The organism is Streptomyces sp. NPDC087906, from assembly GCF_055584925.1.
On the sequence record NZ_JBVJLC010000004.1, the window covers coordinates 506,043 to 532,252 of the forward strand.

The window sequence follows — 26,210 nt, forward strand, 5'->3', positions numbered from 1 at the left end:
ATTTCCACGTGATTTTCGCGTCGCTCTGAACGGTCTCGGGGCGCGCTCCGTACCTAAGAGCAACTCCCCCATGGTGATCGGGCGCGTGAGCGGATCAAAGGGATCCGCTCACGCGCCCGGTGCTTTCGTCCGGAGGTCCTACGCGCCCAGCGCGTGCGTCACCACGTAGATGACCAGCCCAGCCAGCGCGCCGACCACCGTGCCGTTGATCCGGATGAATTGCAGGTCACGGCCGATGTGCGCCTCGATCTTCTTCGACGTGTCGTCCGCGTCCCAGCTCGCGACCGTGTCCGAGATCAGCGACGTGATCTCCGAGCGGTACGTGGAGACGACGTACGCGGCGGCGTCCTCGATCCAGCCCTCCAGCTTCCCCTGGAGCCTGCTGTCCGTCGCCAGCCGCGCGCCGAGCGAGAGCAGTGAGGCGCGCGCCCGCAGGCGCAGCTCGCTGTGGTCGTCGTCCGCCGCCGAGATGATCATGGCGCGTACGGATGACCAGGCCGAGGCGATGACGTCCTGCACCTCGGGACGCGACAGCAGGTCCGACTTCAGCCGCTCGACGCGCTCCTTCGTCTCCGCGTCCGACTGAAGGTCGGCTGCGAAGTCCACCAGGAAGCGGTCGATGGCGCCGCGCGCCGGGTGGGCGGGCATGTCGCGCATCTCCGTGAGGAAGCGCAGCAGCTCCTTGTAGACGCGGTCGCCGATCTTGCGGTCCACGAACCGCGGCGTCCAGCCCGGCGCGCCGCCCTGTACCGCGTCCATCACCGAGTCGCCGTGCATGACCAGCCAGTCGTGGGCGCGGGAGCAGATCAGGTCCACGGCGCGGTGGTGCGCGCCGTCCGCCACGACCTTGTCGAGGGTCTTGCCGATACCCGGCGCGACCTCGGCAGCGTTGGCCCTGCGGGTGATCGCCTCGCCGACGACGGCCTGTACGTCGGAGTCGCGCAGCACGGTCAGGGCGCCGCGCAGCGCCGTCGACAGCTCGGCGGTGACGCGGTCGGCGTGCTCGGGCTCCGCGAGCCAGGCGCCGAGCCGGCCGCCGATGCCGAGGGCGCGCAGCCGGGCCCGTACGACGTCGGCGGAGAGGAAATTCTCCCCGACGAACGCGCCGAGCGACGTCCCGAGCTGGTCTTTCTTGTTCGGAATGATCGCGGTATGCGGGATGCGCACGCCCAGGGGGTAGCGGAAGAGCGCCGTCACGGCGAACCAGTCGGCCAGCGCGCCGACCATGCCCGCCTCGGCCGCCGCCGCGACGTAGCCGGGCCAGCCGCTCACACCCGAGTTCTTCGCCCAGGTGGCGAGTACGTAGATCACGGCGACCAGCAGCAGCAGGCCGGTGGCCGTGGTCTTCATCCGGCGCACACCGCGCCGCTTCTCCTCGTCCGCCGCCGTGTACGAGAACGCCGGCAGCGGCGACCGCCCGCCGGGGCCTCGTGAACCGGGCCCCGGTCCTCCGGGCCCCGGTCCTCCGGGCCCCGAGCCCCCGGATCCCGGACCCTCCGCCCCCGACCCTCCAGCGGAATTCGGCGCGCCGGGAACCTCCGGGGCCTCCACGGCCTCTTCCCCTCTGCCCGCTTCCGCCGAGGCGCCGTCCTTGGACGCCTCGACCGGATTCGTACGTTCCATGCGCTCCACCCGTCCGCGTACGCATTCGTTCTTCAGACCTGCCCCTAAGACCTGCCCGTACGCATTGTCCCTCTTGAGGTACTCCCGGGGCGCACGACGAGTTCCCTCGTCATGTCGGATGATTGTCAGTGCAGCGAAGAGTGAGGGGAGCCGGGGGAATGACCAGAAGAAACGGATATGTGCTGTTCGGGTCGCTCATCGGGGTCGTGGCCCTGGTGTGCGCCGCCATATTCGCCGGGTTCACCTACCTCGGGCCCTCGCCCGTCCGCGCCACCGACCAGTCGAAGAACCCCGGCGAGACGCATAACCGGCTGAGCAGGGCGGCCCCCGCGGCGTCCGGCGCCTGGGTCGGCACCTGGGCCGCGGCGCCCTCCGGGGCCGAGCCGGGGCTGCCGAACGGGCTCCCCGGCCGCTCCATCCGCAACGTGGTGCACACCAGCGTCGGCGGCACCGGCGCCCGGATCACCTTCTCCAACCGCTACGGCTCCGCGCCCCTCATGATCGGCCACGCGTCCGTGGCGCAACAGTCGCAGCAGTCCGACCCCCGCGGCCGGAACGGCGGCGCCCAGGCCGTCGCCGGCACCATGCGGCGGCTGACCTTCGGCCGCCACGCGGTCGTGACGGTGGCCCCCGGCCGGCAGATCGTCAGCGACCCGGTGCGGCTGCGCGTGCCGGACGACAGCGACCTGCTGGTGACGCTGTACACACCGGTCGCGGGCGGCTCCGTCACGTACCACGCGCACGCCCAGCAGACCTCGTACCTCGCCACCGGCGACCGTACGGAAGACCCCGGCGGCGCCGCGTACACCCGGCCGACCACGCACTGGCGCTACATCACCGGCGTCGACGTCCTGAACCAGCGCGCGCGGGGCGCCGTCGTCACCTTCGGCGACTCGATCACCGACGGGCAAGGCTCGGCGCAGGGCCGCAACCACCGCTGGCCCGACGTGCTCGCCGACCGGCTGCGCGAGAGCCGCTACGGCGTACTCAACGAAGGCATCGGCGGCAACCAGCTCCTGGACAACGGACTGGCCAGGGGCGCGGGAGCGAGCGGGCTCGCCCGCTTCGACAGCGACGTGCTCGAACGGGCCGGCGTCAGGACCGTCGTCATCGACCTCGGCATCAACGACATCCTGCGCGGACAGCAGCGCGACCCGTCCAGGATCACCGCGGGTCTCCGTTCGCTCACCCGGCGCGCACACGCCCACGGGCTGCGCGTGGTGGGCTCGACGCTGACCCCGATGGGCGGGCACCTGGGCTTCGACACCGGCCAGAAAGCGGTACGTGACCAGGTGAACGCCGCAATCCGCGCGGGCGGGATCTTCGACTCGGTCGTCGACTTCGACAAGACACTGCGCGACCCGTACGCCCCCGACCGGCTCGCCCCCCGCTACGACTCGGGCGACGGACTGCACCCGAACGACGCGGGTTACGACGCGATGGCACACGCCGTCGACCTGGCACAACTGACGGGCAAGGCGAAGGCGACGCAACTCTGACGTGGTTATGGCTTGGGGGTGCGGGCGCCGAGGGGGGGCAGGGTGCTGGGCTCCGGCTCGCGCCCACGCTGCGGCTTCCGGCTCGCGCCCACGCTGCGGCTTCCGGCTCGCGCCCACGCTGCGGCTTCCGACTCGCGCCCACGCTGCGGCTTCCGACTCGCGCCCACGCTGCGGCTTCCGACTCGGGCTCCCGCCCCGCCCCGCCCCGCCTAAGGCTCCGAGCCGCAGGCTCGGGCCCCCGCTCACAGCTCCTTGCGCGGCGTCCTCTTCTTCTCCAGTCGTTCCCGCTCCCGCTGCTCCTTGAGCCGTCGCTTGTCCGCATGCCGCAGTTTGCGGTCGACGCCGACCCCGCCCATCAGCGCGAACCCGGTGACGACCACCTTCGGCGAACCGGGGCTGATGCCGGCCTCCGCGCTGCTGCCCGACTCGCCGAAGCCGCCCATGAAGCCCCAGCCGGTGACCTCGACGTCCATGTCCGGCGGGATGACGACGCCGACGCCGCCCATCAGGGCGAAGCAGCGGATCACGGTGACCCGGTCCTCGAACCGGGCCTCGCGCAGGTCGATCTCGCCGCCGCCCATGAACACCGCCGCGGTGAACTTGCGGCCCACGGTCCAACCGCCCTTGCGGCTGAAGCCGCCCCAGAACGCGAACGCCCCGCCCGAGGTGGCCTTGCCCTGGCCGACCAGGCCCGACCAGCGGTCGCCGCCCTCCCGCAGGGTCGCGGCACCGCCCGGGGTACGGGCCAGGTCCGTCGTCGTGCCCGGCGCGGGCAGATCGCGCACCAGCGGCGTCAACTCACCGTGCGTACGGGCCCGGTAGGCCGCACCGAGGCGTTCGTCGAACTCCTCCATGTCGAGCCGGCCCTCGGCCACAGCCTCGCGCAAGCGCTCGGCGACCTGTTCCCGCTCGGCATCAGAAGCGCGCGTCTCGCCGCGCGTCTCGCCCCGTTCATCGGTCATGTCAGCAGACTAGTAGGCGGCGAGGCGCACGTCACACAGCCGATCGGTCCGCGTACATCTTGGCGATCACGGCCTCGATGTCCGGCTCCCGCACCGACAGGTCGACCAGCGGATACGCGGCCGCCACCCGCGCCACGAGCGGTGCGGCGGACTCCGTCGCCGGGAAGGCCAGCCACTGCCGGGGGCCTTCGACCCGTACCACCCGGGCGCCCGCCGCCTCGATCGGCGGCAGCTCGCGCTCCAGGTCCACCACCAACGTCCGCTCACTCTCGCCGACTTCGTGCAGCCCCGCCAGCGAACCGTCGTACAGCAGCCGGCCGTGGTCGATGACCATCACCCGCTTGCAGAGCATCTCGATGTCCGTCAGGTCGTGAGTCGTCAGCAGCACCGTCGTGGAGCGCTCGGCGTTCAACTCCCGCAGGAACTCCCGCACCTTGGCCTTGGAGATCACATCGAGCCCGATCGTCGGCTCGTCCAGGTACAGCACCTCCGGATCGTGCAGCAGCGCCGCCGCGATGTCCCCGCGCATCCGCTGGCCGAGGGAGAGTTGCCGTACCGGTACATCCAACAGGTCGGCCAGATCCAGCAGTTCGACACAGCGCTCCAGATTGGCCCGGAACCGCGCGTCCGGCACCCGGTACATCCGGTGCATCAGCCGGTACGAGTCGATCAGCGGCAGATCCCACCACAGCGTCGTCCGCTGACCGAAGACCACACCGATGCGGTGCGCGAGTCTCGTACGCTCCCGGGACGGATCGATGCCCGCGACCCGCAGCCGGCCCGCGCTCGGGGTCAGAATCCCGGTGAGCATCTTGATCGTGGTCGACTTGCCGGCCCCGTTCGGGCCGATGTAGCCGACCATCTCGCCGCGCGGCACCTGGAAGCTGATGCCGTCGACCGCCCGCACCTGGTGCTTCTCGCGGCGCAGCCGGCCGACCTTGCGCCGGACGTCGAAGACCTTCTCGATACCGTCCAGTTCGATGAATTCCCCGCCACGCGTACCGCGCTCACCCATGCCCACGCCTCTCCGTCACCGTGCAATCCGTCGGTCAGCTACCTGTACTGCGGTACGCCCGCAGCCCCGCCCGCCACAGCAACCCGGCCAGCGCGCAGCACACCGCCGCCACCACCGGCGGCAGGAATGCCACGAACTCCGGCAGTCCCAACGGGTCCTTCCTGCCGAGCACATACAGCGCGGGCAGCCAGTTGACGAAGGCCAGCGGCACCAGGAAAGTCACCCCGCGCACCAGGTCCTTCGCGAACAGCCCCGGCGGGTACTGGAGCAGCGTCGTCCCGCCGTACGTGAAGGCGTGCTGCACCTGCGAGGCGTCCTGCGCCCAGAACTGGAAGGCAGCGCCCGCGACGAACACCGCGCCGAAGATCACCGCGCCGCACACCACCATCATCGGCACCATCAGCACCCGCAGCGGCGTCCAGTCGACGTCCAGCACGGCGAGCGAGTAGCCGAGCACCAGCGCCCCCTGGAGCACCCGGCCGAACCGCCGCAGGGCGAACCGGTCCGCCGCCATCTGCGCCAGCACCGGCACCGGGCGCAGCAGCAGTGTGTCGAGGGTGCCGTCCCGCACCCGGGACCCGAGCCGGTCCAGCGAGCCCACCGTCAGATCGGTGAGGCCGAAGGCGACCGTCGACGTCCCGTACAGGAAGGCGACCTCCTGGAGCGAGTAACCGCCCAGCGTGTCCACGTGGTTGAACATCAGCAGGATGGTCACGAAGTCGAAGGCCGTCGCGGCGAAGTTGCCGAACGCCGTCATCACGAACGACGCGCGGTACGCCATCGTCGACCGCAGCCACATCCGGACGATCAGCAGGTACGCCGCGAGGCCGTCCCGGGCCGCGGCCCGGCGCGTCGACCTGGGCACCCACACCTCACCGGCGTGCCCCGCCGCCCCCGCGACCCACTCGGCCGTGTCGGCCACTCCGGACTCAACCGCACCGGACTCAACCGCTCCGGACTCAGCCACCCTGGACCACCACTCTCCTCGTCGCGACGCTCTGCAGCGCGCGCCCGGCCGCCAGCAGCGCCACCGCCCAGCCCGCCTGGAACGCGTACGCCTGGACCAGCTCCCACCCGGTGCGCTTGCCGAGGAAGACATCGGCCGGGATCTGGAGCATCGACGCCCAGGGCAGGGCACGCGACACCTCGCCCAGCAGCCCGGGGAAGAGCGTCAGCGGCAGCAGCATCCCGGAGAAGAACATCCCGGCGAGATTGGCGATCTGCGCGGCGCCCGCACCGTCCAGCAGCCAGAAAGCGGACAGCGCGACGAGATAGCGGATCGCGAAGCTCACCACCACACCGAGGGCAACGGACAGCAGGAACGCCAGCCAGGTCAGCGGATTCACCGGCAGCGCCAGCTCGAAGGCGAGTCCGCCGAGCGCCATCGGGGCCACGCCCCGGCCGATCAGATGGAACGCGGCCCGGCCCAGATCGCCCGCCAGCCACCACAGTTGGAGATCGGCGGGCCGGTACAGATCGACGGCGATGTCGCCGGTGCGGATCCGCTCGATCAGCTCGTCGGCGAAGCCGCCGCCCATCATCTCGCAGGTCATCAGCAGGGCCTGGCCGAGCCAGACGAAGGTGATCGCCTGCGACAGGTCGTATCCGCCGAGTTGGGGCCGCTCGTGCCACAACGCGATGTAGGTGTAGGTGATGATGAAGCCGAAGGCCGTGTTCGTGAACACCCCGGCGACCGTGGCCATCCGGTACGTCGCGTAACGGCGGAACCCGCCCCTGGCCACCAGCCAGTACAGCCGCACGGCGCTTCCTCCCCCGATCGAGGCCCCTACAGACAAAAAGAAGCGCCTGTCCAGGCACCGAAGCGCACGAGCCTAGTCCGGCGAAGCGGAGCGGCGCGAGGGATTATCCGCCGGGTCACCCGTACGGGAATCAGGTGCGGCCCGGGGCGGGTTCCCGCTCACCCGGGGCGGGTTCCCGCTCACCCCGAGCGGATTCCTCCCCCACCCCGAGCGGATTCCTCCCCGCTGCCCGTGTTTCATCGCACTCAGCAGCGTTTCTTCAGGGTGTAACGCGATTCGCCTGATACGACACCGTTACGCCGGAGAGTGAACCGCCGGCGGTGGCCGAGGAGTCTTCCCACATATGAGCGACGAGCCACAGCAACAGGGGTGGGCCCCCCGGGACCCCACCGAGGGCGGGCCGGCGCCGGACCCGTCCGGCACGGCGGGCAAGAAGGGCAAGCGGCCGAAGCGCACGGGCTGGCGCCGGCTCTTCCCGACCTGGCGCATGTGGCTCGGCGGCATCGTCACCCTCGCCGTGATCCTCGTCATCGGCTTCATCGTGGGCTACAAGACCGTCGACATCCCGTCGGCCAACGCCGCCGCCACCGCCCAGTCCAACGTGTACCTCTACGAGGACGGCACCCAGATCGCCCGCGACGGCGAGATCAACCGCGAGAACGTCCAGCTCGCGCAGATCCCCAAGCACGTCCAGCGCGCCGTACTCGCCGCCGAGGACCGGGACTTCTACAACGAACCGGCCGTCGACCCGCAGGGCATGGCGCGCGCCGCCTGGAACACCGCGACGGGCAAGGGCACCCAGGGCGGCTCCACCATCACGCAGCAGTACGTGAAGAACTACTACCTCGGCCAGGAGCAGACCGTCCTGCGGAAGTTCAAGGAATTCTTCATCTCGATCAAGCTCAACCGCGAGCAGTCGAAGGCCGAGATCCTCCAGGGCTATCTGAACACCAGCTACTTCGGCCGCAACGCCTACGGCATCCAGGCGGCGGCCCAGGCGTACTACGGCAAGGACGTCGAGGACATCAGCACGGCGCAGGGCGCGTACCTCGCGTCGCTGCTCAACGCGCCCAGCGAGTACGACGTCGTCGCCCACCCGGAGAACAAGGCCGCCGCGCTGGCCCGTTGGAACTACGTGCTCGACGGCATGGTGAAGGAGAACTGGCTCACCTCCGCCGACCGGGCGACGCTGGTCTTCCCGACCCCCGGCAAGTTCAAGCCGTCGACTGCCGGACTCTCCGGGCAGCGCGGCTACATCGTCCAGGCGGTCAAGGACTACCTCACCACCAACAAGATCATCGACGAGAACACCCTGGCCAGCGGCGGCTATCGGATCGTCACGACCCTGGAGCGCAAGAAGCAGGACGCCTTCACCAAGGCCGTCACCGACCAGGTCACCTCGAAACTCGACCCGAAAAAACGCAAGGCCGACCGCAACGTCCGCGTCGGCGGCGCGTCCGTCGACCCCGCGACCGGCAAGGTCGTCGCCATGTACGGCGGCATCGACTACACCAAGCAGTACGTCAACAACGCCACCCGCCGCGACTTCCAAGTCGGCTCCACCTTCAAGCCGTTCGTCTTCGCCTCGGCGGTGCAGAACCAGTCCGAGACCCAGGACGGCGCGCGCATCACCCCCAACACCCGCTACGACGGCACCAATCAGCGCATGGTGCAGGGCCCGGACGGACCGACCGGCTACGCCCCGTCCAACGAGGACGACGTGTCGTACGGCGACATCACCGTCAGCAAGGCCACCGACAAGTCCGTCAACGCGGTCTACGCGCAGATGGCCGAGGACGTCGGCCCGCGCACGGTCAAGGACACCGCCGTCGCGCTCGGCATCCCGGCGACCACGCCCGACCTGTCGGCCACGCCGTCCATCGCGCTCGGCCCGGCCACGGCGAGCGTCCTCGACATGTCCGAGGCGTACGCGACGCTCGCCAACCACGGCAAGCACGGGACGTACTCCCTGGTCACACGAATCAGTAAGAACGGCCACGCGCTGAAGCTCCCCGCGCAGAAGACGCGGCAGGCCGTCAGCAGGCAGGCCGCCGACACCACGACGTCGATCCTGCGCAGCGTCGTCGAAAGCTCCGGCGGTACGGGTACGGCGGCGCAGAGCGCCGGGCGGCCCGCCGCGGGCAAGACGGGCACGGCCGAGAACGACAAGGCCGCCTGGTTCGCCGGGTACACCCCGGACCTCGCGACCGTCGTCGCCATCATGGGCGCCGACCCGGAGACCGCCAAGCAGAAGCCGCTCTACGGGGCGCTCGGCCAGGCGCGTATCAACGGCGGCGGCCCGCCCGCGCAGATCTGGGGCCAGTACACGGCCGACGCGCTCAAGGGCACGCCGGTGAGCAAGTTCCATCTGAAGCTTCAGAAGGGCGCCCAGGCGACCCAGCCGCCGTCCGACAACACGTCGGACGAGCCGTCCGACCCCGGTAGGACGCAGTCGCAGGACCCGGGGACCGGCGGGCAGACCGGCGGCGACACCGGCGACCAGACACAGGGCCAGACGGGCGGCGGCGACACCGGAACCCCCACCCAGGGCCAGACGTCGGGCCCCAGCGGCGGCCAGACCGGCAGCCCCACCACCGGCGGCACCGACCCGACGGGCGGCGGTACGGCCGACGGCGGTACGGGCGACGGCGGCACCGGAGGCGACGGGGGCGGCGACACCGGCGGCGGGGGCAACGGCGGGAACGGCTCCGGGGGTGACGGGAGCGGCGGCAACGCCAACATGGGACCGAGCACGGGAGGCGGCACCGGCGGCCTGCCGGGGCTGACCTTCTAGCCCGAGGAACCTTCTGGCCGACGAAACGCGGGCGGGGGGCTGTCAGTGACCCGAAGTCGCCTTCAGCCCCACCACCGCCACCAGCAGCAGACAGACGAAGAAGATCCGGGCCGCGGTCACCGGCTCGTGCAGCACCGCCATGCCGAGCACCGCCGCGCCCGCGGCCCCGATGCCCACCCACACCCCGTACGCCGTACCGATCGGCAGCGTCTTCGCGGCCTGCGACAGCAGCAGCATGCTCGCGACGATCCCGCCGGCGGTGAACACGCTCGGCCACAGCCGGGTGAACCCGTCCGTGTACTTCATCCCGATCGACCAGGCGATCTCAAGCGCACCGGCGACAACAAGCAGAACCCAGGCCATGACGGCCACCTCCGACGAAACGACGCGGACAACAGGTGCGTCGTCTTTCGGTTCACCCGGTACGGCGCGTCTCGTCGGGGTCCTTCAAAGGTAGCAAACACACATACGGCCCGAGCAAACTACAGATACAGCCCGGTCGAGTCCTGGGTGCCCTCGAAGCGGTCGGCGGCCACGGCGTGCAGATCCCGCTCCCGCATCAGTACGTACGCCACGCCGCGCACCTCGACCTCGGCGCGGTCCTCCGGGTCGTACAGCACCCGGTCCCCCGGCTCCACCGTGCGGACGTTCTGCCCGACGGCCACCACACCCGCCCAGGCCAGCCTTCTGCCCACGGCCGCCGTCGCGGGAATGACGATGCCGCCGGACGAACGCCGCTCGCCCTCCGGGATGTCGGTCCTGACCAGTACACGGTCATGGAGCATCCGGATGGGCAGCTTGTCGTCGCGGGAGGTGTCGTGGGTGTTGTCGCTCACGCCCACGAACCTACCTGCCCGCGACGACCCGATACGCCAGAGGGGTCGTCAGCGGCGCCGGCGCACCGAGGCGAACGTCAACAGCCCCACCACACCCACCGTCAGCAGCACGACAGGAACGATTCGCTCAAGACGCGGCGCACCGTCGTCCGAGACGAACTGCGCCCGCACGTCCGACACCGTCTTGTTCACGGCCACGAACGCCCGCCCGGCCGTCTGGTCCACCGTCGAAGCCACCTTGGCCCTGGCGTCGCCCACGATCGTCTTCGGGTGCACCCGCACCCCGATCTCGTCGAGCGTCTCGGCAAGCTTCCCGCGCCGGCGGACGATGTCCGCCTCGATCTGCGCCGGGGTCCTGGATTCCGACACCGCGCTGCCTCCGTCGTCGTGTCCTGTAGTTCTTCGCCGACAGTCTGTCAGCTCAGCGGCCGCCGCACCTGACGGCACCCCCTATTACGCTCGGCCGCGTACCGGTACCTCCACCGGACACGCCACCGCACAACTTACGGAGAACCATGAGCGAGCGACTTAACCCCGGCGACATCGCCCCCGCATTCACCCTGCCCGACGCGGACGGCAACGACGTGTCGCTCGCCGACCACAAGGGGCGCAAAGTCATCGTTTACTTCTACCCGGCTGCGCTTACCCCCGGCTGCACCAAGCAGGCCTGCGACTTCACCGACAACCTCGAACTGCTCACGGGCGCGGGCTACGACGTCATCGGGGTCTCCCCCGACAAGCCGGAGAAGCTCGCCAAGTTCCGGGACAAGGAGAACCTGAAGGTGACGCTGGTCGGGGATCCCTCGAAAGGCGTCCTCGACTCGTACGGAGCGTTCGGCGAGAAGAAGATGTACGGGAAGACCGTGACCGGCGTCATCCGGTCCACCGTGATCGTCGACGAGGAAGGCAAGGTCGAGCGCGCGTTGTACAACGTGCGGGCCACCGGACACGTGGCGAAGATCATCAAGGACCTCGGGATCTGACACCTTCTGCGACGGGAGCCCCCGCTCGGACGGGGGCTCCGCTCGGACGGAGGCTCCGGTCGGACGGGGGCTCCGGTCGGACGGGGGCTCCGGTCGGACGGGGCTCACGTTTGTGATCGCTCAGGCCGCGCAGAAGGTTCCTTTGGACGTGCGACAGCCGAGGGAAGGAACCACACCATGGCCGGCCAGCACGACGAGGAGACGGCCGACCCGGCGGCGGTCAGGCGCCATCCGACGCTGTTCCGCACGATCAAGCAGCGCAGGAACCCCAAGCTGCGCCGGTCGGACATCACCGTCACCGACGACGCGGCGGTCAAGCGCGCGGTCAAGGCGGCGGCCCTCGGCAACGCCATGGAGTGGTACGACTTCGGCATCTACGCCTATCTGGCGTCCACGATCGGCCGGGTGTTCTTCCCCTCGGGGAACGACACCACGGAGCTGCTGTCGTCCTTCGCCACCTTCGCCGTGGCGTTCCTCGTACGGCCGATCGGCGGCATGGTCCTCGGCCCGCTGGGCGACAAGATCGGCCGCAAGAAGATCCTCTCGCTCACCATGCTGATGATGGCGGCGGGCACGTTCTGCATCGGGCTGATCCCGTCGTACCACTCGATCGGCTTCTGGTCGCCCGTGCTGCTGATCCTGCTCCGGATGGTGCAGGGCTTCTCGACCGGCGGTGAGTACGGCGGCGCGTCCACGTTCATCGCCGAGTACGCCCCCGACAAGCGGCGCGGCTACTTCGGCAGCTTCCTGGAGATGGGCACGCTCGCGGGGTACGTGGGCGCGGCGGGCCTCGTCACGCTCCTCACCGCCGTGCTCGGCGACGGCAGCCTGGACTCGTGGGGCTGGCGCATCCCGTACCTGGTCGGCGGCCCGCTGGGCATGGTCGGCCTCTATCTGCGGCTGCGGCTCGACGAGACGCCCGCCTTCCAGAAGCTGGAGGCGGAGAACGTGCGCGCTTCGGAGGCGGCCGACCCGGTCGAGACGAGCGCGACGGCGGACCTGGGGAACATCTTCCGGCGCTACTGGCCGACGCTGATCCTGTGCATCGCGCTGGTCGGCGCGTACAACGTCACCGACTACATGCTGCTGTCGTACATGCCGACGTACCTCACCGACGAGCTGGGCTACGGCGACACCCACGGGCTGCTGATCCTGCTCGGCGTGATGGTCGCGCAGATGCTGGTCATCAACCAGGTCGGCCGGCTGAGCGACCACTACGGCAGGAAGCCGCTGCTGATGGCGGGCATGCTCGGCTTCCTCGTCCTGTCGCTGCCGGCGTTCCTGCTGATCCGCGACGGCGCGGTCTGGGCGATCATCATCGGCCTGGCCATGCTGGGCCTCTCGCTGGTCTGCCTCCTGGGCACCATGTCGGCGGCGCTCCCGGCCCTGTTCCCCACGGAGGCGAGGTACGGCGGCCTCTCGGTCGGCTACAACATCTCGGCGTCCCTCTTCGGCGGCACCACCCCCTTCGTGATCACGGGCCTGATCGCCCTGGCCGACACGAACCTGATGCCGGCGTTCTACGCGATGGCGGCGGCGCTGGTGGGGGTGATCGCGGTGGCGGTGATGAAGGAAACAGCCCGCCAGCCCCTGGCGGGCTCGCCCCCGTCGGTGGAGTCGAAGGAAGAGGCGGCGCAACTGGCCCGCGCGCAGGTGGTGGAACCGAAGTTCTGACCGGTACGGACGGTTCCGGACCGATGCGATCCGGATTCCGGACGTGACGGCGGGGCGGAGGATTCGTTACTCCGTACGGGGCCGCGAACGTACGGCCGGAACGGAGCAAATCGATGCGCGGCAGATACACCCGCGAGCTGCTGGCGGAGGCGGCACGCGAGACGAGAACGTGGGACGACGCGGTGCGTTGGTGCGGCGGAACACCGACCGCCGGGAGCAGACGGTATCTGCGGGCGAAGATGGCCGAGGCGGGCCTGGACGTCTCGCACTTCCCCACCAGGTGGGTGCGTCACAGCGATGACACCCTGCGCACGCTGGTGGCCTGCTCCAGCAGCGTCGCCGAGGTGGTGCGCAGACTCGGCATCAGCCCGGTGGGCGGCAACCACGCCCATATCGGCCGCCGAATAGCCCGGTTGGGCATTGACACGTCGCACTTCGTACGCGCACCCCGAGGACGCGCCAAGGTCCGGGGAAACAAACTGGCCCTCGGCTCACCGGCGCGGGGAAGGATCCCCGGCGAACGGCTGCGCCGGGAACTGCTGGGTACCGGCGCCGTCTCCGAGTCATGCGCGATGTGCGGCACGGGGCCCGTGTGGAACGGCCGGCCGCTGCGTCTTGAGGTCGACCACATCAACGGCGACTGGTGGGACAACCGGCCGGAGAACCTCCGCCTGCTGTGCCCCAACTGCCACACGGTCACCGACACCTACTGCGGGCGCAGGCGCAGGGCCGTGACATGAGGCGGTCGTATCCACGCGACCTGCTGGTCAGCACCGCGGCCGTCTCCACCAGTCTGGTTGACCTCATGCGCCGACTGGACGCGCCGCTGAGCAGCGGGCCCCGCAGATATCTGCGTGACCGACTGGCCTTCTACGGCATCGACACGGACCACTTCGCCGACGAGGACCTGCCCGAACGCCAACCCCGCGTCTACACACGGGAGCTTCTCACCGAGGCCGCGTCCCGGTCGCGCGGCATCCGCGACATGCTCGACTTCATGGGTGTGCTGCCGTACGACAGCGCGTACCGCCACCTGTGGAAGAAGCTGGACGCCTTCGGGATCGACACGTCCCACTTCGTCGGCCGTCGCGGGGACGGCCCCGGCCGACTCGTACCTCGGGGCGAACTCGGCCGGGCCGTGGGCAGCGCCCGGAGCCTTGCGGATGTCATCCGGGCACTCGGCCTTGTCGACGGCGGCGCGAGCCGGGCCCTGGTGAAGCGGAGCATCGAGTCGTACCGGATCGACACGTCGCACTTCACCGGCCAGGCCCACCGGACGGGCAGGCCCTCCCCCAACCGCCGGGAGGCCGACGACATCCTGAAACGCCTGGAGGCGGGTACGCGCCGGACGAAGACGGCACTGCTTCGCCGGGCCCTGGACGAGGTGGGGGTACGCCACCGCTGCGCCGCATGCGGTACGGGCGACGCCTGGCAGGGCAGGCGGCTGGTGCTGGAGATCGACCACGTCAACGGCGACCGGCTGGACAACCGGCTCGAAAACCTGCGGTACCTCTGCCCGTCCTGCCACAGCCAGACCCGCGGCTTCTCCAGAGGCGCGGACCGGGCTGGGTAGACTGGCCCGGTTGGGCCCGTACCCCAGCAGGCTAGAGGGCGCCGGTTTAGGTCCGGTGTGTCGTGGGTTCGAGTCCCACCGGGCCCACGCTCCGAGGGCGCGGAACCGAAGAGGCTCCGCGCCCTTCGGCGTACGGTCCGTCAGCCCAGCAGTTCGCGCACCACGGGGACCAGCGCGCGGAATGCCTTTCCGCGGTGGCTGATCTCGTTCTTCTCCGTCGGCGACAGCTCCGCGCAGGTGCGTGTCTCGCCGTCCGGTTGGAGGATCGGGTCGTAGCCGAAGCCGTTCGTGCCGGACGGGGTTGGGCGCAGGGTGCCGCGTAGGTGGCCTTCCACGACGCGTTCCGTGCCGTCCGGGAGGGCCAGGGCTGCCGCGCAGGCGAAGTGGGCCGTGCGGTGCGGGGGTGCGATGTCGGAGAGTTGGGCGAGGAGCAGGTCCAGGTTGGCCTGGTCGTTGCCGTGGGTGCCTGACCAGCGGGCGGAGAAGATGCCGGGGGCGCCGCCGAGGACGTCCACGCAGAGGCCCGAGTCGTCGGCGACCGCGGGGTGGCCGGTGGCCTGGGCCAGGGCGTGGGCTTTGAGCAGGGCGTTCTCGGCGAAGGTGACGCCGGTTTCCTTGACGTCGGGGATCTCGGGGTAGGTCTCGGCGCCGACGAGGTCGTGGGGCAGCCCCGCTTCGGCGAGGATGGCTCGGAGTTCGACGATTTTCCCGGCGTTGCGGGTGGCGAGGATCAGGCGGGTCATGCCTCGATTATCCGGGTGTGCAGACCTTGCCGATCTCACCGGCCGCGTCGGTGACGGGCGTGAGGTCGGGGGTGTTGTCGCCGTCGGCTATCGCCTTGCGGACGTTGTCGACGCTCTTGTCGAGGTCGTCGACCGCCTTGCTGAGGTCGGCGTTGTCGGTCTTGTCCTTCAGGCCGGCCAGTTCGCTCTCGATGTTGTCGAGGGCCTGGTCGGCCTGCTGGGGGTCGTTGCCGATGTTGGCGACGGCCGTCTGGAGGCTGTCGACGCTGTTCGCTATGGAGTCGGCGGTCTGGACGCAGTCCAGGGCCTTGTCGAGCGCGGAGCAGCCGGCGGCCGTGCCCATGGTGAGCAGGGTGGCGGTGACAACTGCTGCGACTCGGCGGCGCGTTGGCATGGTGGTTGGTCTCCCCCGGGTGTGTGGACGGGCGCACGGTTCAACCCGTGCGCCCGTACCTGTAACGACGCCCGAGGGGGCCTCTTGGTTCCCTCTTTACCTTCGAACCGGGTCAGTCGGTGAGGGTCTCTTCGAGGGCCTTGGTCTGCAGGGCTGCCAGGTCGACGCAGCCGGCGGTGGCGAGGTCGAGCAGCAGGTTCAGTTCGGCGCGGTCGAACGGCTCGGCCTCGGCCGTGCCCTGGACCTCGACGAAGCGGCCGTCGCCCGTGCAGACGACGTTCATGTCGGTGTCGGCGCGTACGTCTTCCTCGTAGCAGAGGTCGAGGAGCGGCGCGCCGTCGACGATGCCGACGCTGACGGCGGCGACGGTTCCGGTGAGCGGTTTGCGGCCGGCCTTGATGATCTTCTTGCCCTGGGCCCAGCTCACGGCGTCGGCGAGGGCGACGTACGCGCCGGTGATGGCGGCGGTGCGGGTGCCGCCGTCGGCCTGGAGTACGTCGCAGTCGAGGACGACGGTGTTCTCGCCGAGCGCCTTGTAGTCGATGACGGCGCGCAGCGAGCGGCCGATGAGCCGGCTGATCTCGTGGGTGCGGCCGCCGATCTTGCCGCGTACGGATTCGCGGTCGCCGCGGGTGTTGGTGGCGCGGGGCAGCATCGAGTACTCGGCGGTGACCCAGCCTTCGCCGCTGCCTTTGCGCCAGCGGGGTACGCCTTCGGTGACGGAGGCGGTGCAGAAGACGCGGGTGTCGCCGAAGGAGATGAGGACGGAGCCCTCGGCGTGCTTGCTCCATCCGCGTTCGATGGTCACGGGGCGGAGCTGGTCGGGGGTGCGGCCGTCGATTCGAGACATGGCTCCGACCCTATCGGGACATGCGTCGGGGCCTGTTCCCCGGTTCGGGACAGGCCCCCGGCCGGCTGACGGCCGCCGCTACATCATGTCTTCGATGTCGGAAGCGATCGGGTCGGCGTCGGTGCCGATGACGACCTGGATCGCGGTGCCCATCTTGACGACTCCGTGGGCCCCCGCGGCCTTGAGCGCCGCGTCGTCGACCAGGGAAGGGTCGACGACCTCCGTGCGCAGGCGGGTGATGCAGCCTTCGACTTCTTCGATGTTGTCCAGCCCGCCGAGTCCGGCGACGATCTTCTCAGCCTTGGTGGCCATGTCTTTCTCCCTGACTCTCGAAAAGCTCTGCCGCGGCCCAGCGCTGGCCCGTTTTGTCACGTTAACTCACGGTTGGCCCATCTTCGCGGGCGGGTCGTCGTCGCGTAGTCGAAGATGACGAGCACCGGGAGCCTACCGCAACTGGTCTACACCACTTGGTCCCGCTCGCCCGTCCGGGGAGGACGCCGATGAGTTCCGACAGCACGACCGGCGCCGCCGCACGGGGCAAGCGGTGGTGGAACGTGCTGTTCCAGGGACTGCAGAAGATGGGCCGCAGCCTCCAGCTCCCGATCGCGGTGCTCCCGGCGGCCGGCATCCTGAACCGGCTCGGCCAGCCGGACGTCTTCGGCTCCGACGGGCTCGGCTGGGACAACGTCGCGAAGGTCTTCGCGTCCGGCGGCGGCGCCCTGCTCGACTCCTCGCTCGGCCTGCCGCTGCTCTTCTGCGTCGGCGTGGCGATCGGCATGGCGAAGAAAGCTGACGGCTCGACGGCCCTCGCCGCCGTCACCGGCTTCCTCGTCTACTACGCGGTGCTGCACGCGTTCCCCGTCGACTGCGACGGCGGCTCGAAGTTCACCGGCGCCGGCATCTGGAGCGGGGTGTGCGTGACGCCGGACGGTACGACGGTGACGCAGGCCGGCTACCAGAACCCGGGCGTCTTCGGCGGCATCGTGATGGGCCTGCTGACGGCGTGGCTGTGGCGGCGCTTCCACCGCACCAAGCTGGTCGACTGGCTGGGCTTCTTCAACGGCCGCCGGCTCGTGCCGATCATCATGGCCTTCGTCGGCCTGCTCCTCGCCTCCCTCTCCGTCTGGGCCTGGGAGCCGGTCGGCGACGGTCTGACCAGCTTCTCGAAGTGGCTGGTCGACCTGGGCGCGTGGGGTTCGGGGATCTTCGGTCTCGCCAACCGCGCGCTGCTGGTGTTCGGGCTGCACCAGTTCCTGAACACCTTCGTCTGGTTCCAGTTCGGCGACTTCACCAAGCCGGACGGCACGGTCGTGCACGGCGACATCAACCGCTTCCTCGCGGGCGACCCGACGGCGGGCCAGTTCACCACGGGCTTCTTCCCGATCATGATGTTCGCGCTGCCGGCCGCCGCGCTGGCCATCTACCACTGCGCCAAGCCGCACCGGAAGAAGGCGGTCGGCGGGCTGATGCTCTCCGTCGCCCTCACCTCGTTCGTGACGGGCATCACGGAGCCGATCGAGTACTCGTTCCTCTTCGTCGCCCCGCTGCTGTACGCGATCCACGCCGTGCTGACCGGCGTATCGATGTTCGTGAGCTGGGGCCTGGGCGCGAAGGACGGCTTCAGTTTCTCCGCCGGACTGATCGACTACGTCATCAACTGGAGCCTGGCGACGAAGCCTTGGCTGCTGATTCCGATCGGGCTGTGCTTCGCCGCGGTGTATTACGCGATCTTCCGCTTCGTGATCGTGAAGCTCGACCTGCAAACACCGGGCCGCGAGCCGGACGAGGTCGAGGACGACATCGAGCAGGCGAACACCAAGGAATAACCCCAGTTCAGCACCGCCGTCAAGGCCCTCCGGCAGCCGCCGGGGGGCCTTGGTCACGAGTTGGACGCGATGTCTGGAACAGGGGTTTTCGACGGTTCCTTATGCAACCCCTACCGTGTTACAACTGGTCTACACCACTGATTGGTGTAGACCACGTGGCCGCGGCGCCGCGTTCCTTTTCGCTGGAGGAAGTTGATGAGTACGGCCACCGCGCAAGCGGCCCCGGCGCCCGCCAAAAAGCGCGGCTCCGGTCTGTTCCAGGGACTGCAGAAAATCGGCAGGAGCCTTCAGCTTCCGATCGCGGTCCTGCCCGCCGCCGGCATCATGGTCCGGCTCGGCCAGCCCGACATCTTCGGCAAGGACGGTCTCGGCTGGGACCGGGTCGCCGACGTCTTCGACAAGGCGGGCAGCTCCCTCACCGGCGCCCTGCCCCTGCTGTTCTGCATAGGCGTGGCGATCGGCTTCGCCAAGAAGGCGGACGGCTCGACCGCGCTCGCCGCGGTCGTCGGCTTCCTCGTGTACCAGAAGGTGCTGCAGGCGTTCCCGGTCGCCGACGCGGTGATCAACAAGGGCGCCGACACCCCCGCCGTCTACAACGACCCCGGGGTGCTCGGCGGCATCATCATGGGTCTGCTGTCGGCCGTGCTCTGGCAGCGCTTCCACCGCACCAAGCTGGTCGACTGGCTGGGCTTCTTCAACGGCCGCCGGCTCGTGCCGATCATCATGGCCTTCGTCGGCGTGGTCATGGGTGTCTTCTTCGGTCTGGTCTGGGAGCCGATAGGCGACGGCATCACCAACTTCGGTGAGTGGATGACCGGCCTGGGCTCGGGCGGCTCCGCGCTGTTCGGTCTGGTCAACCGCGGCCTGATCCCGATCGGGATGCACCAGTTCGTCAACACCGTCGCCTGGTTCCAGCTCGGTGACTTCACCAACGCGGCGGGCGAGGTCGTCCACGGCGACAACACCCGGTTCCTCGCGGGCGACCCGTCCGCGGGAATGTTCATGTCCGGCTTCTTCCCGATCATGATGTTCGGCCTGCCGGCCGCCGCGCTGGCCATGGCGCACACCGCGCGCCCCGAGCGCCGCAAGGCCGTGACGGGCATGATGCTCTCGCTGGCCCTGACGTCCTTCGTCACCGGTGTGACCGAGCCGATCGAATTCTCGTTCATGTTCATCGCGCCGCTGCTCTACGTCCTGCACGCGGTGCTCACCGCCGCTTCCATGGCGGTCACCTGGGGGCTCGGCGTCCATGACGGCTTCAACTTCTCGGCGGGAGCCATCGACTACGCCCTGAACTGGAACCTCGCGACGAAACCCTGGCTGATCATCCCCATCGGCCTGGTGTTCGCGGCGATCTACTACGTCGTGTTCCGGTTCGTCATCGTCAAGTTCGACCTCAAGACCCCGGGCCGCGAGCCCGAGGAAGAGGTCGAGGACCTCACCAAGGCGTAAGCGCAACGCACACGTTGAAGCCCCGCTCCCCTCTCGGGGACGCGGGGCTTCCGTCGCTGCGTGAGCGTCAGATCTCGTACACCGCGCCGGGCGCGGCCAGTTCGACCGGACCTTCGTAGACCGCGCGTGCGTCGTTGAGGTTCCGCTGGGCGTCGGTCCACGGCGGGATATGCGTGAGGACGAGCCGGGCGGCACGGGCGCGGGCGGCGTGTGCGCCGGCCTCGCGTCCGTTGAGATGGAGTCCCGTGATGTCTTCCTTGCCATGGGTGAAGGCGGCTTCGCACAGGAAGAGATCAGTGTCTTCCGCGAGCTCCACCAGCGGTTCGCATACGCCGGTGTCGCCCGAGTAGGTGAGGGAGCGTCCGTTGTGCTCGACGCGGATGCCGAAGGTCTCGACGGGGTGCGCGACCTTCTCCGTACGCACGGACAGCGGCCCGATGTCGAACGAGCCCGGCTTGAGCGTGTGGAAGTCGAAGACCTCGCTCATGGACTTGTCGGTCGGGGTGTCGGCGTACGCGGTGGTGAGGCGCTCTTCGGTGCCCTCGGGTCCGTAGACGGGGATCGCGTCGCAACGCCCGCCCTCGAACCGGTAGTAGCGGGCGACGAAGTAGCCGCACATGTCTATGCAGTGGTCCGCGTGCAGATGGCTGAGGAAGATGGCATCGAGGTCGTAGAGACCGACATGGCGCTGCAACTCGCCCAGGGCGCCGTTGCCCATGTCGAGGAGCAGCCGGAAGCCGTCGGCCTCTACGAGGTAGCTGGAGCAGGCCGATCCCACGGCGGGAAAGGAGCCCGAGCAGCCGACGACGGTGAGCTTCATGGAGCGTGAACCTCCGTGCGTGGACGGTGGGCGACGGGGGTCGTTCAGTTTGTCGAGCGTAAGGCGCGAAACGGCTGGTCGCTTCCCCAGGACCCCGCGTTGTGGGGGAACTCACCTGCTGTGTCACCGGTTCGGATGGACGGCGCGCACGCGGGTGACGGGCGCGGGCGCGGGTACCTTCGGAGACATGAATACGTGGTGGTGGCTCGCACTGATCGCCGTACTGCTGCTGGGGGCGATCGCGTCGCTCGTGGACGGCAGGGCCCGCAGCCCGCGCCGCCCCGGCGGCCGCACCCGCCCGGCGGGCCGCCCCGACCGCACGGGCCCGCGCGCGCCGCGGCCGGGTCAGATCTGGTGGGCCATGGTCCCGTTCGAGGACGGCCCGGGATCCAAGGACCGGCCCTGCCTGGTCCTGTCGGTACGCGGCCGCTCGGCACGCGTCGCGAAGATCACGACGAAGGGCCACACGGAACGGCCCGGCGTGATCGCCCTCCCGCCGGGCATGGTGCACGACGCACAGGGCCGCGCGAGCTTCCTGGAGATGGACGAGCTGCGCGACGTACGCCTGAAGGACTTCCGCCGCCGGACGGGCGAGGCGGACGCCGAACTGTGGAAGCGGATCCAACGACTCGCGGGCTGACGCGGGACGTCCCGCCGGTGCTCGCGGGGCAGTGACGCGGGGGCTGAAGGGGGGCGTGCAGGGGTGGTGTCCGGAGCGTAAAGCGTGATTTGCGGCGCATCTCGACGTTCGCTCCACGTCTCGGGAGCACGCGCCGTAAATCGTGCAGCGCAGGACACGACCCCGGAACGGCCCCCGGCGACAACCGCAACCAAAACCCGCCAACGCAACCGCGCCGGACGGCGGCTACGCCCAGAGCTGCCCGTGCAACGTCTCGATCGCTTCCTCCGTCGTCGCCGCCGTGTAGACCCCCGTCGACAGGTACTTCCACCCGCCGTCGGCGACGATGAACGCGATGTCCGCGCTCTCGCCCGCCTTCACGGCCTTCTTGCCGACCCCGATCGCCGCGTGCAGCGCGGCTCCCGTGGAGACGCCGGCGAAGATCCCCTCCTGCTGGAGGAGTTCGCGGGTACGGGTGACCGCGTCGGCCGAGCCGACCGAGAAGCGCGTGGTGAGCACCGACGCGTCGTACAGCTCGGGGACGAAGCCCTCGTCGAGGTTGCGCAGCCCGTAGACGATGTCGTCGTAGCGCGGTTCGGCCGCCACGATCTGGATGCCGGGGCGCTGTTCGCGCAGGTAGCGGCCGACGCCCATCAGCGTGCCCGTCGTGCCGAGTCCGGCCACGAAGTGCGTGATGGAGGGCAGGTCGGCGAGGATCTCCGGGCCCGTGGTCGCGTAGTGCGCGCCCGCGTTGTCGGGGTTGCCGTACTGGTACAGCATCACCCAGGACGGGTTCTCGGCCGCCAGCTCCTTGGCCACGCGCACCGCCGTGTTGGAGCCGCCGGCCGCCGGTGAGGAGACGATTTCCGCGCCCCACATGGCGAGCAGGTCGCGCCGCTCCTGCGAGGTGTTCTCCGGCATGACGCAGACGATGCGGTAGCCCTTGAGCTTGGCCGCCATGGCGAGCGAGATGCCGGTGTTCCCGCTGGTGGGCTCCAGGATCGTGCAGCCCGGGGTGAGCCTGCCGTCCTTCTCGGCCTGTTCGACCATGTGGAGCGCCGGCCGGTCCTTGACGGAGCCGGTCGGGTTGCGGTCCTCCAGTTTGGCCCAGATCCGCACGTCGTCCGAGGGCGACAGCCGCGGCAGCCGCACCAGGGGGGTGTTGCCGACGGCGGCCAGCGGGGTGTCGTACCGCATCAGACCGTGTGCGCTTCGAGGGCGCCGCCGGCCACGGCGGGCAGGATCGTGACGCTGTCGCCGTCGGCGACGGGGGTCGAGACGCCGTCGAGGAAGCGGACGTCCTCGTCGTTGAGGTAGACGTTCACGAAGCGGCGGAGCTGGTTGTCGGCCGCCGGGTCGATGAGGCGGCCGCGGATGCCGGCGTGGCGGGTGTCGAGGTCGGCGAACAGCTCGGCGAGGGTGGCGCCGCTGCCCTGGACGGCCTTGGCTCCGTCGGTGTAGGTGCGGAGGATGGTCGGGATGCGGACCTCGATGGCCATGGCGTTCGGCTCCTGTCGGGGGGAGGGTGCACTGTCCGGGAAGGTGGCGCGCGGCTCGGGCCCCCGCGCGGGGGTGGTGCGAGTTCGGGATGGTGCGCATGCGGCTGGTGCCTGGAGCGGCAGGCAGCCGGGCGGCCGGGCGGGGCCGGTCAGCCGGCGGTCGCGCCGCCGGGACAGATGGCGCTGGCGAGGCGGCACAGGTCGACGTGCAGCCGCGCCACGAGCAGCGGTGTGCTCGGCGTCTTGTCGCTCACGTCCTGGGGAACCATGAGGTCATCGTATCGATTCCCGGTTCGCTTCCAGGTAGGCGATCTCGACTGGTGGACGAGGCGTGTTCGCCAGTTGGACGGATTGGGGGAAGCCGCCCCGGTTACGGCAGATATGTGACGGTCGGCGCGCCGGTCGCGGGGTGCGTGCTGACCTCGGCCGACACCTCGTAGACGGCGGCCAGCAGCCCGGGGGTGAGGACGTCGCGGGGTGTGCCGGACGCCACGACGCGGCCCGCCTGGAGGACGTAGAGCCGGTCGCAGTAGTACGCGGCGAGGTTCAGGTCGTGCAGGGCCAGCAGGTTGGTGGTGCCCGAGCGGCTGATCAGGGTGAGGATGTCGAGCTGGTAGCGGATGTCGAGGTGGTTGGTCGGCTCGTCCAGCACGAGCAGGGAGGGTTGCTGGACGAGCGCGCGGGCGACGAGCGCGCGCTGGCGTTCGCCGCCGGACAGCGACGGGAAGGCGCGGTCGGCGAGCGGCCCGATACCGACGCGGTCGAGCGCGGCGTCGGCGAGGGCGGTGTCCGCCGCGTTGTCGGCTTCCCAGAAGCGCTTGTGCGGGGAGCGGCCCATGGCGACGACTTCGCGGACGGTGAGTTCGAAGTCGCTCCCGCCGTCCTGCGGGACGGTGGCGAGCCGCTGGGCGCGGGCCTTGTGGGTCATGGTGTGCAGATCGGCGCCGTCGAGGAGGGCGCGTCCCGCGGTGGGCCGCAGCGTGCCGTAGACGCAGCGCAGGAGGGTGGTCTTGCCGCTGCCGTTGGGCCCGACGAGCCCGACCGTCTCGCCGGGGGCCGCCGTCAGGTCGACGGCTCGGACCAGTTCGCGGCCGGCCACGGTGTAGGACAGCCCTGCCACCCGCAGCTCGGCGGTCATACGGGGGCTCCTTCGGGCCGGCGGCGCATCAGCCACAGGAAGAACGGGCCGCCGATGAGCGCGGTCAGCACGCCGACGGGGACGTCCTGCGGCGCAGCGACGGTACGGGCGGCGAGGTCGGCGACGACCAGCACCACGGCCCCGCCGAGCGCGGCGACCGGCAGCAGGCCGCGGTGTCCGGCGCCGACGACCGCGCGGGCCGCGTGCGGTACGAGCAGTCCGATGAAGCCGACGGCGCCGCTCGCCGCGACCATGACGCCGGTCACGAGCGAGGCGACGACGAAGACGGCCGCCCGGAACGCCCCGGTGTTCAGGCCGAGCACGCTCGCGCCCTCCTCCCCCGCCAGCAGCAGGTCGAGCGGCCGGGCCAGGGTCATCAGCAGCGCCGTCCCCGCGGCCAGCACGACGCCGGGCAGGACGAGCGTGCCCCAGCGGGCGCTGCCGAGACCGCCGAGCGTCCAGTACAGGGCCTCCTGGAACTGCTCGGGCCGGGCGGCGACGACCAGCAGCAGGGTGGTGAGCGCGGAGAGGATGTACGAGACGGTCACCCCGGCCAGGACGAGTCTGCCGCCGGTCATGGCGCCGCCCCTGCGGGCGAGGCTGTAGACGAGGGCGAGCGCGACGAGCGACCCGGCGAAGGCGGCGGCCGGCATGGCGACGGTGGTGGTCACTCCCCCGCCGATGCCGAGGACGAGCACGGCCACGGCGCCGGTCGAGGCGCCGGAGGAGATGCCGAGCAGGAACGGGTCGGCGAGCTTGTTGCGCACCAGCGCCTGGAGGACCGTCCCGACGACGGCGAGCCCCGCGCCGACGATCGCGCCGAGCAGTACCCGGGGCAGCCGTACGTCGAGGACGATGGTCCGGTACGGGCTCGGCTCGGCCCGCCCGGTGAGGGCGGCGACGACGTCGCCGGGCCCGATCCGTACGGAGCCGAGCGCGAGCCCCGCGACGACGGCGGCGGCGAGCGCGACGACGAGGCAGCCGACCACGAGCGGGTAGCGCAGCCGCCGGTGCCCGCGCGGGCCGGGCATGCCGCGCGGGCCGGGTATGCCGTGCGGGCCGGGCGTGCCTGATATGCCTCGCGTGCCTGCCGGGGTGGTGCGGGGCACGGCGCTACTTCACGGTTCCGGGGTGGAGCTGGGCCGCGAGTTTCGCGACGGCGTCGGGGGCGCGTACGCCGAGGACGACGCTGGACAGCGGCATCACGGCGAATCGCTTGTTCCTGATCGCGGGGACGTCGGCGAGCACCGGGTCGTCGGTGAGCCGCTTCTCCTTCTGGGCGACCGTCGTGGAGCCGTAGTCGTAGATGACGACGGCCTGCGGCTTGCGGGCGACGACCTGCTCCCAGGTGGCGTCGCCGAACGACTTGTCCAGGTCGGCGAAGACGTTGGCGCCGCCCGCGCGGGTGATGAGTTCGTTGCCGATGCCTGCGCCGCCCGCCGTGAAGGCGGTCTTGTCGCCGCTGTCGTAGACGAAGACCGAGACGGGCTTGACGCCCTTCAGCTTGGCGGCCGTGCCCGCGACGGTCGCGCGGGCCCGCGCGATCCACTTCTCCGCCCGGTCGGGGACGCCGAAGGTGCGGCCGACCTCCCGTACCTCCTGGTAGACGTCGTCCATGGTGACGGCGCCCTTGGTGCAGCTCTCGATGTTGAGCCGGGTGCCGATGCCCGCGCCCTTGAGGTCGTCGCGCGCGCGGCCGTCCTTGGCGTCGAAGGCGCTGGCGTAGCCGCCGTAGACGAAGTCGGGATCGGCGGCGAGCAGCTTCTCCTTGGAGGGGTACTCCTTGGCCAGGACCGGCACGCTCTTGTACGCGGCTGCGTAGGCGGGCGAGATCGTGTCGTCCAGATAGGCGGTGCCGACGAGCGACTTCCGCAGGCCGAGGGCGAGCATCACCTCGGTGGCGTGCTGGTTCATGGTGACGACGCGCTCGGGCGGTGCCTGGTAGGTCGTCCGCACACCGCAGTTGGTGACGGTGTAAGGGAAGCCGGGGGCTGCCGCCTTCGCGGCGCCGGCCGCGGGCTTGTCCCCGGGCTCTTCCGTCGAGCCGCACGCGGCGAGCGGTACGAGCAGGGCGGGCAGTGCGGCGGCTATGAGTGCGCGGCGGAGCGCGGGCGGGACTGGCGGCATGGCTGAGCTCTCCTCCGGGGGGA

Annotated in this window: 28 protein-coding genes, 1 tRNA gene and 1 riboswitch; of the genes, 10 read left to right on the forward strand and 19 right to left on the reverse strand. The window is 70.2% G+C overall.

Annotated elements, in window-relative coordinates; genetic code table 11:
- Positions 1-138 precede the first annotated feature (138 nt).
- Entirely contained in the window at positions 139-1,623 is a 1,485-nt protein-coding gene (locus tag ACZ63I_RS15935) for a DUF445 domain-containing protein (protein WP_469339036.1), read from the reverse strand.
- Between the two features lie 158 nt (positions 1,624-1,781).
- On the opposite strand from ACZ63I_RS15935, the gene ACZ63I_RS15940 reads away from it, so the two are divergent.
- Complete coding sequence (locus ACZ63I_RS15940; RefSeq protein WP_469339037.1) at positions 1,782-3,122, forward strand: SGNH/GDSL hydrolase family protein; 1,341 nt, start codon at positions 1,782-1,784, stop codon at positions 3,120-3,122.
- A 242-nt stretch (positions 3,123-3,364) separates the two neighbouring features.
- On the opposite strand, the gene ACZ63I_RS15945 is transcribed toward ACZ63I_RS15940, so the two are convergent.
- The 4 genes from ACZ63I_RS15945 to ACZ63I_RS15960 all read right to left on the reverse strand — a co-directional run bounded on the left by ACZ63I_RS15945 (position 3,365) and on the right by ACZ63I_RS15960 (position 6,859).
- Positions 3,365-4,084 (reverse strand): DUF1707 SHOCT-like domain-containing protein, encoded by a 720-nt coding sequence (locus tag ACZ63I_RS15945; RefSeq protein ID WP_469339039.1) that lies wholly within the window; start codon positions 4,082-4,084, stop codon positions 3,365-3,367.
- 31 nt (positions 4,085-4,115) lie between these two features.
- The gene (locus ACZ63I_RS15950) at positions 4,116-5,099 is read right to left on the reverse strand and encodes an ABC transporter ATP-binding protein (protein ID WP_469339040.1); all 984 of its coding nucleotides are present in this window, start codon (positions 5,097-5,099) and stop codon (positions 4,116-4,118) included.
- A gap of 34 nt (positions 5,100-5,133) precedes the next feature.
- Positions 5,134-5,970: an ABC transporter permease gene (locus ACZ63I_RS15955; protein WP_469339256.1), complete on the reverse strand. Its 837-nt coding sequence runs from the start codon at positions 5,968-5,970 to the stop codon at positions 5,134-5,136.
- A gap of 88 nt (positions 5,971-6,058) precedes the next feature.
- On the reverse strand, positions 6,059-6,859 hold the full coding sequence (locus ACZ63I_RS15960; protein ID WP_469339041.1) for an ABC transporter permease: 801 nt from the start codon (positions 6,857-6,859) through the stop codon (positions 6,059-6,061).
- Positions 6,860-7,202: 343 nt separating this feature from the next.
- Between ACZ63I_RS15960 and ACZ63I_RS15965 the strand changes: the two genes are divergently transcribed.
- Positions 7,203-9,653, forward strand: coding sequence for a transglycosylase domain-containing protein (locus tag ACZ63I_RS15965; RefSeq protein ID WP_469339043.1), 2,451 nt, complete (start codon positions 7,203-7,205; stop codon positions 9,651-9,653).
- A gap of 42 nt (positions 9,654-9,695) precedes the next feature.
- Here the strand turns inward: ACZ63I_RS15965 and ACZ63I_RS15970 are convergent, their stop codons facing one another.
- The 3 genes from ACZ63I_RS15970 to ACZ63I_RS15980 form a co-directional block, all read right to left on the reverse strand.
- Positions 9,696-10,016 (reverse strand): DMT family transporter, encoded by a 321-nt coding sequence (locus tag ACZ63I_RS15970; RefSeq protein WP_469339044.1) that lies wholly within the window; start codon positions 10,014-10,016, stop codon positions 9,696-9,698.
- Positions 10,017-10,050: 34 nt separating this feature from the next.
- Positions 10,051-10,112, reverse strand: a riboswitch (guanidine-III (ykkC-III) riboswitch).
- Positions 10,113-10,135: 23 nt separating this feature from the next.
- The gene (locus ACZ63I_RS15975; RefSeq protein WP_041996186.1) at positions 10,136-10,489 is read right to left on the reverse strand and encodes a GroES family chaperonin; all 354 of its coding nucleotides are present in this window, start codon (positions 10,487-10,489) and stop codon (positions 10,136-10,138) included.
- Positions 10,490-10,537: 48 nt separating this feature from the next.
- Positions 10,538-10,858: a DUF3618 domain-containing protein gene (locus ACZ63I_RS15980; RefSeq protein ID WP_041989219.1), complete on the reverse strand. Its 321-nt coding sequence runs from the start codon at positions 10,856-10,858 to the stop codon at positions 10,538-10,540.
- Between the two features lie 146 nt (positions 10,859-11,004).
- On the opposite strand from ACZ63I_RS15980, the gene bcp reads away from it, so the two are divergent.
- The 5 genes from bcp (at position 11,005) to ACZ63I_RS16005 (ending at position 14,806) form a co-directional block, all read left to right on the forward strand.
- Positions 11,005-11,472, forward strand: coding sequence for a thioredoxin-dependent thiol peroxidase (bcp, locus tag ACZ63I_RS15985; RefSeq protein WP_469339045.1), 468 nt, complete (start codon positions 11,005-11,007; stop codon positions 11,470-11,472).
- A gap of 177 nt (positions 11,473-11,649) precedes the next feature.
- The gene (locus tag ACZ63I_RS15990; protein ID WP_469339046.1) at positions 11,650-13,146 is read left to right on the forward strand and encodes an MFS transporter; all 1,497 of its coding nucleotides are present in this window, start codon (positions 11,650-11,652) and stop codon (positions 13,144-13,146) included.
- 113 nt (positions 13,147-13,259) lie between these two features.
- Positions 13,260-13,886, forward strand: coding sequence for an HNH endonuclease (locus ACZ63I_RS15995; RefSeq protein WP_469339048.1), 627 nt, complete (start codon positions 13,260-13,262; stop codon positions 13,884-13,886).
- Positions 13,883-14,719, forward strand: a complete 837-nt coding sequence (locus tag ACZ63I_RS16000) for an HNH endonuclease (protein WP_469339050.1) — start codon at positions 13,883-13,885, stop codon at positions 14,717-14,719. Before ACZ63I_RS15995 ends, ACZ63I_RS16000 begins: the two co-directional genes overlap by 4 nt.
- Positions 14,720-14,731: 12 nt before the next feature.
- Positions 14,732-14,806, forward strand: a tRNA-Leu gene (locus ACZ63I_RS16005).
- Between the two features lie 53 nt (positions 14,807-14,859).
- On the opposite strand, the gene rdgB is transcribed toward ACZ63I_RS16005, so the two are convergent.
- The 4 genes from rdgB to ACZ63I_RS16025 form a co-directional block, all read right to left on the reverse strand.
- On the reverse strand, positions 14,860-15,462 hold the full coding sequence (rdgB, locus tag ACZ63I_RS16010; RefSeq protein ID WP_469339051.1) for an RdgB/HAM1 family non-canonical purine NTP pyrophosphatase: 603 nt from the start codon (positions 15,460-15,462) through the stop codon (positions 14,860-14,862).
- Positions 15,463-15,469: 7 nt separating this feature from the next.
- On the reverse strand, positions 15,470-15,856 hold the full coding sequence (locus tag ACZ63I_RS16015) for a hypothetical protein (protein ID WP_469339052.1): 387 nt from the start codon (positions 15,854-15,856) through the stop codon (positions 15,470-15,472).
- 112 nt (positions 15,857-15,968) lie between these two features.
- Positions 15,969-16,706, reverse strand: coding sequence for a ribonuclease PH (gene rph, locus ACZ63I_RS16020; RefSeq protein WP_469339054.1), 738 nt, complete (start codon positions 16,704-16,706; stop codon positions 15,969-15,971).
- Positions 16,707-16,784: 78 nt separating this feature from the next.
- On the reverse strand, positions 16,785-17,078 hold the full coding sequence (locus tag ACZ63I_RS16025; protein WP_469339055.1) for a PTS sugar transporter subunit IIB: 294 nt from the start codon (positions 17,076-17,078) through the stop codon (positions 16,785-16,787).
- Between the two features lie 128 nt (positions 17,079-17,206).
- On the opposite strand from ACZ63I_RS16025, the gene ACZ63I_RS16030 reads away from it, so the two are divergent.
- Positions 17,207-18,532: a PTS transporter subunit EIIC gene (locus ACZ63I_RS16030; RefSeq protein ID WP_469339057.1), complete on the forward strand. Its 1,326-nt coding sequence runs from the start codon at positions 17,207-17,209 to the stop codon at positions 18,530-18,532.
- Positions 18,533-18,727: 195 nt separating this feature from the next.
- Positions 18,728-19,984 (forward strand): PTS transporter subunit EIIC, encoded by a 1,257-nt coding sequence (locus ACZ63I_RS16035; RefSeq protein ID WP_041989206.1) that lies wholly within the window; start codon positions 18,728-18,730, stop codon positions 19,982-19,984.
- 67 nt (positions 19,985-20,051) lie between these two features.
- Here ACZ63I_RS16035 and ACZ63I_RS16040 read toward each other — a convergent pair whose 3' ends face one another.
- Positions 20,052-20,804, reverse strand: coding sequence for an MBL fold metallo-hydrolase (locus tag ACZ63I_RS16040; protein ID WP_469339059.1), 753 nt, complete (start codon positions 20,802-20,804; stop codon positions 20,052-20,054).
- Positions 20,805-20,991: 187 nt separating this feature from the next.
- Here ACZ63I_RS16040 and ACZ63I_RS16045 point away from each other — a divergent pair, with 187 nt between their 5' ends.
- Entirely contained in the window at positions 20,992-21,444 is a 453-nt protein-coding gene (locus tag ACZ63I_RS16045) for a type II toxin-antitoxin system PemK/MazF family toxin (RefSeq protein ID WP_469339060.1), read from the forward strand.
- A 225-nt stretch (positions 21,445-21,669) separates the two neighbouring features.
- On the opposite strand, the gene ACZ63I_RS16050 is transcribed toward ACZ63I_RS16045, so the two are convergent.
- The 6 genes from ACZ63I_RS16050 to ACZ63I_RS16075 all read right to left on the reverse strand — a co-directional run bounded on the left by ACZ63I_RS16050 (position 21,670) and on the right by ACZ63I_RS16075 (position 26,187).
- Positions 21,670-22,620 carry a PLP-dependent cysteine synthase family protein gene (locus ACZ63I_RS16050; protein WP_469339061.1) on the reverse strand — a complete coding sequence of 317 codons (951 nt, stop codon included), beginning with the start codon at positions 22,618-22,620 and terminating at the stop codon, positions 21,670-21,672.
- Positions 22,620-22,922 (reverse strand): MoaD/ThiS family protein, encoded by a 303-nt coding sequence (locus tag ACZ63I_RS16055; protein WP_469339062.1) that lies wholly within the window; start codon positions 22,920-22,922, stop codon positions 22,620-22,622. Before ACZ63I_RS16055 ends, ACZ63I_RS16050 begins: the two co-directional genes overlap by 1 nt.
- Positions 22,923-23,071: 149 nt before the next feature.
- Positions 23,072-23,191, reverse strand: a complete 120-nt coding sequence (locus ACZ63I_RS16060) for a putative leader peptide (protein WP_328582152.1) — start codon at positions 23,189-23,191, stop codon at positions 23,072-23,074.
- 101 nt (positions 23,192-23,292) lie between these two features.
- Positions 23,293-24,060 carry an ABC transporter ATP-binding protein gene (locus ACZ63I_RS16065; RefSeq protein ID WP_469339064.1) on the reverse strand — a complete coding sequence of 256 codons (768 nt, stop codon included), beginning with the start codon at positions 24,058-24,060 and terminating at the stop codon, positions 23,293-23,295.
- Complete coding sequence (locus tag ACZ63I_RS16070) at positions 24,057-25,091, reverse strand: FecCD family ABC transporter permease (protein ID WP_469339065.1); 1,035 nt, start codon at positions 25,089-25,091, stop codon at positions 24,057-24,059. Before ACZ63I_RS16070 ends, ACZ63I_RS16065 begins: the two co-directional genes overlap by 4 nt.
- Before the next feature lie 82 nt (positions 25,092-25,173).
- Positions 25,174-26,187, reverse strand: a complete 1,014-nt coding sequence (locus ACZ63I_RS16075) for an ABC transporter substrate-binding protein (RefSeq protein WP_469339066.1) — start codon at positions 26,185-26,187, stop codon at positions 25,174-25,176.
- Between the last annotated feature and the right edge of the window lie 23 nt (positions 26,188-26,210).

Bases quoted from the DNA above. Each gene is read 5' to 3' on its own strand.
- ACZ63I_RS15935 (WP_469339036.1), bottom strand. From the start codon at position 1,623: ATGGAACGTACGAATCCGGTCGAGGCGTCCAAGGACGGCGCCTCGGCG.
- ACZ63I_RS16070 (WP_469339065.1), bottom strand. From the start codon at position 25,091: ATGCCCGGCCCGCGCGGGCACCGGCGGCTGCGCTACCCGCTCGTGGTC.
- ACZ63I_RS16035 (WP_041989206.1), top strand. From the start codon at position 18,728: ATGAGTACGGCCACCGCGCAAGCGGCCCCGGCGCCCGCCAAAAAGCGC.
- ACZ63I_RS15940 (WP_469339037.1), top strand. From the start codon at position 1,782: ATGACCAGAAGAAACGGATATGTGCTGTTCGGGTCGCTCATCGGGGTC.
- rdgB (WP_469339051.1), bottom strand. From the start codon at position 15,462: ATGACCCGCCTGATCCTCGCCACCCGCAACGCCGGGAAAATCGTCGAA.
- bcp (WP_469339045.1), top strand. From the start codon at position 11,005: ATGAGCGAGCGACTTAACCCCGGCGACATCGCCCCCGCATTCACCCTG.
- ACZ63I_RS16000 (WP_469339050.1), top strand. From the start codon at position 13,883: ATGAGGCGGTCGTATCCACGCGACCTGCTGGTCAGCACCGCGGCCGTC.
- ACZ63I_RS16015 (WP_469339052.1), bottom strand. From the start codon at position 15,856: ATGCCAACGCGCCGCCGAGTCGCAGCAGTTGTCACCGCCACCCTGCTC.
- ACZ63I_RS16060 (WP_328582152.1), bottom strand. From the start codon at position 23,191: ATGGTTCCCCAGGACGTGAGCGACAAGACGCCGAGCACACCGCTGCTC.
- rph (WP_469339054.1), bottom strand. From the start codon at position 16,706: ATGTCTCGAATCGACGGCCGCACCCCCGACCAGCTCCGCCCCGTGACC.
- ACZ63I_RS16045 (WP_469339060.1), top strand. From the start codon at position 20,992: ATGAATACGTGGTGGTGGCTCGCACTGATCGCCGTACTGCTGCTGGGG.
- ACZ63I_RS16065 (WP_469339064.1), bottom strand. From the start codon at position 24,060: ATGACCGCCGAGCTGCGGGTGGCAGGGCTGTCCTACACCGTGGCCGGC.
- ACZ63I_RS15990 (WP_469339046.1), top strand. From the start codon at position 11,650: ATGGCCGGCCAGCACGACGAGGAGACGGCCGACCCGGCGGCGGTCAGG.
- ACZ63I_RS16055 (WP_469339062.1), bottom strand. From the start codon at position 22,922: ATGGCCATCGAGGTCCGCATCCCGACCATCCTCCGCACCTACACCGAC.
- ACZ63I_RS16075 (WP_469339066.1), bottom strand. From the start codon at position 26,187: ATGCCGCCAGTCCCGCCCGCGCTCCGCCGCGCACTCATAGCCGCCGCA.
- ACZ63I_RS15965 (WP_469339043.1), top strand. From the start codon at position 7,203: ATGAGCGACGAGCCACAGCAACAGGGGTGGGCCCCCCGGGACCCCACC.
- ACZ63I_RS15950 (WP_469339040.1), bottom strand. From the start codon at position 5,099: ATGGGTGAGCGCGGTACGCGTGGCGGGGAATTCATCGAACTGGACGGT.
- ACZ63I_RS15970 (WP_469339044.1), bottom strand. From the start codon at position 10,016: ATGGCCTGGGTTCTGCTTGTTGTCGCCGGTGCGCTTGAGATCGCCTGG.
- ACZ63I_RS15995 (WP_469339048.1), top strand. From the start codon at position 13,260: ATGCGCGGCAGATACACCCGCGAGCTGCTGGCGGAGGCGGCACGCGAG.
- ACZ63I_RS16030 (WP_469339057.1), top strand. From the start codon at position 17,207: ATGAGTTCCGACAGCACGACCGGCGCCGCCGCACGGGGCAAGCGGTGG.
- ACZ63I_RS16050 (WP_469339061.1), bottom strand. From the start codon at position 22,620: ATGCGGTACGACACCCCGCTGGCCGCCGTCGGCAACACCCCCCTGGTG.
- ACZ63I_RS16040 (WP_469339059.1), bottom strand. From the start codon at position 20,804: ATGAAGCTCACCGTCGTCGGCTGCTCGGGCTCCTTTCCCGCCGTGGGA.
- ACZ63I_RS15945 (WP_469339039.1), bottom strand. From the start codon at position 4,084: ATGACCGATGAACGGGGCGAGACGCGCGGCGAGACGCGCGCTTCTGAT.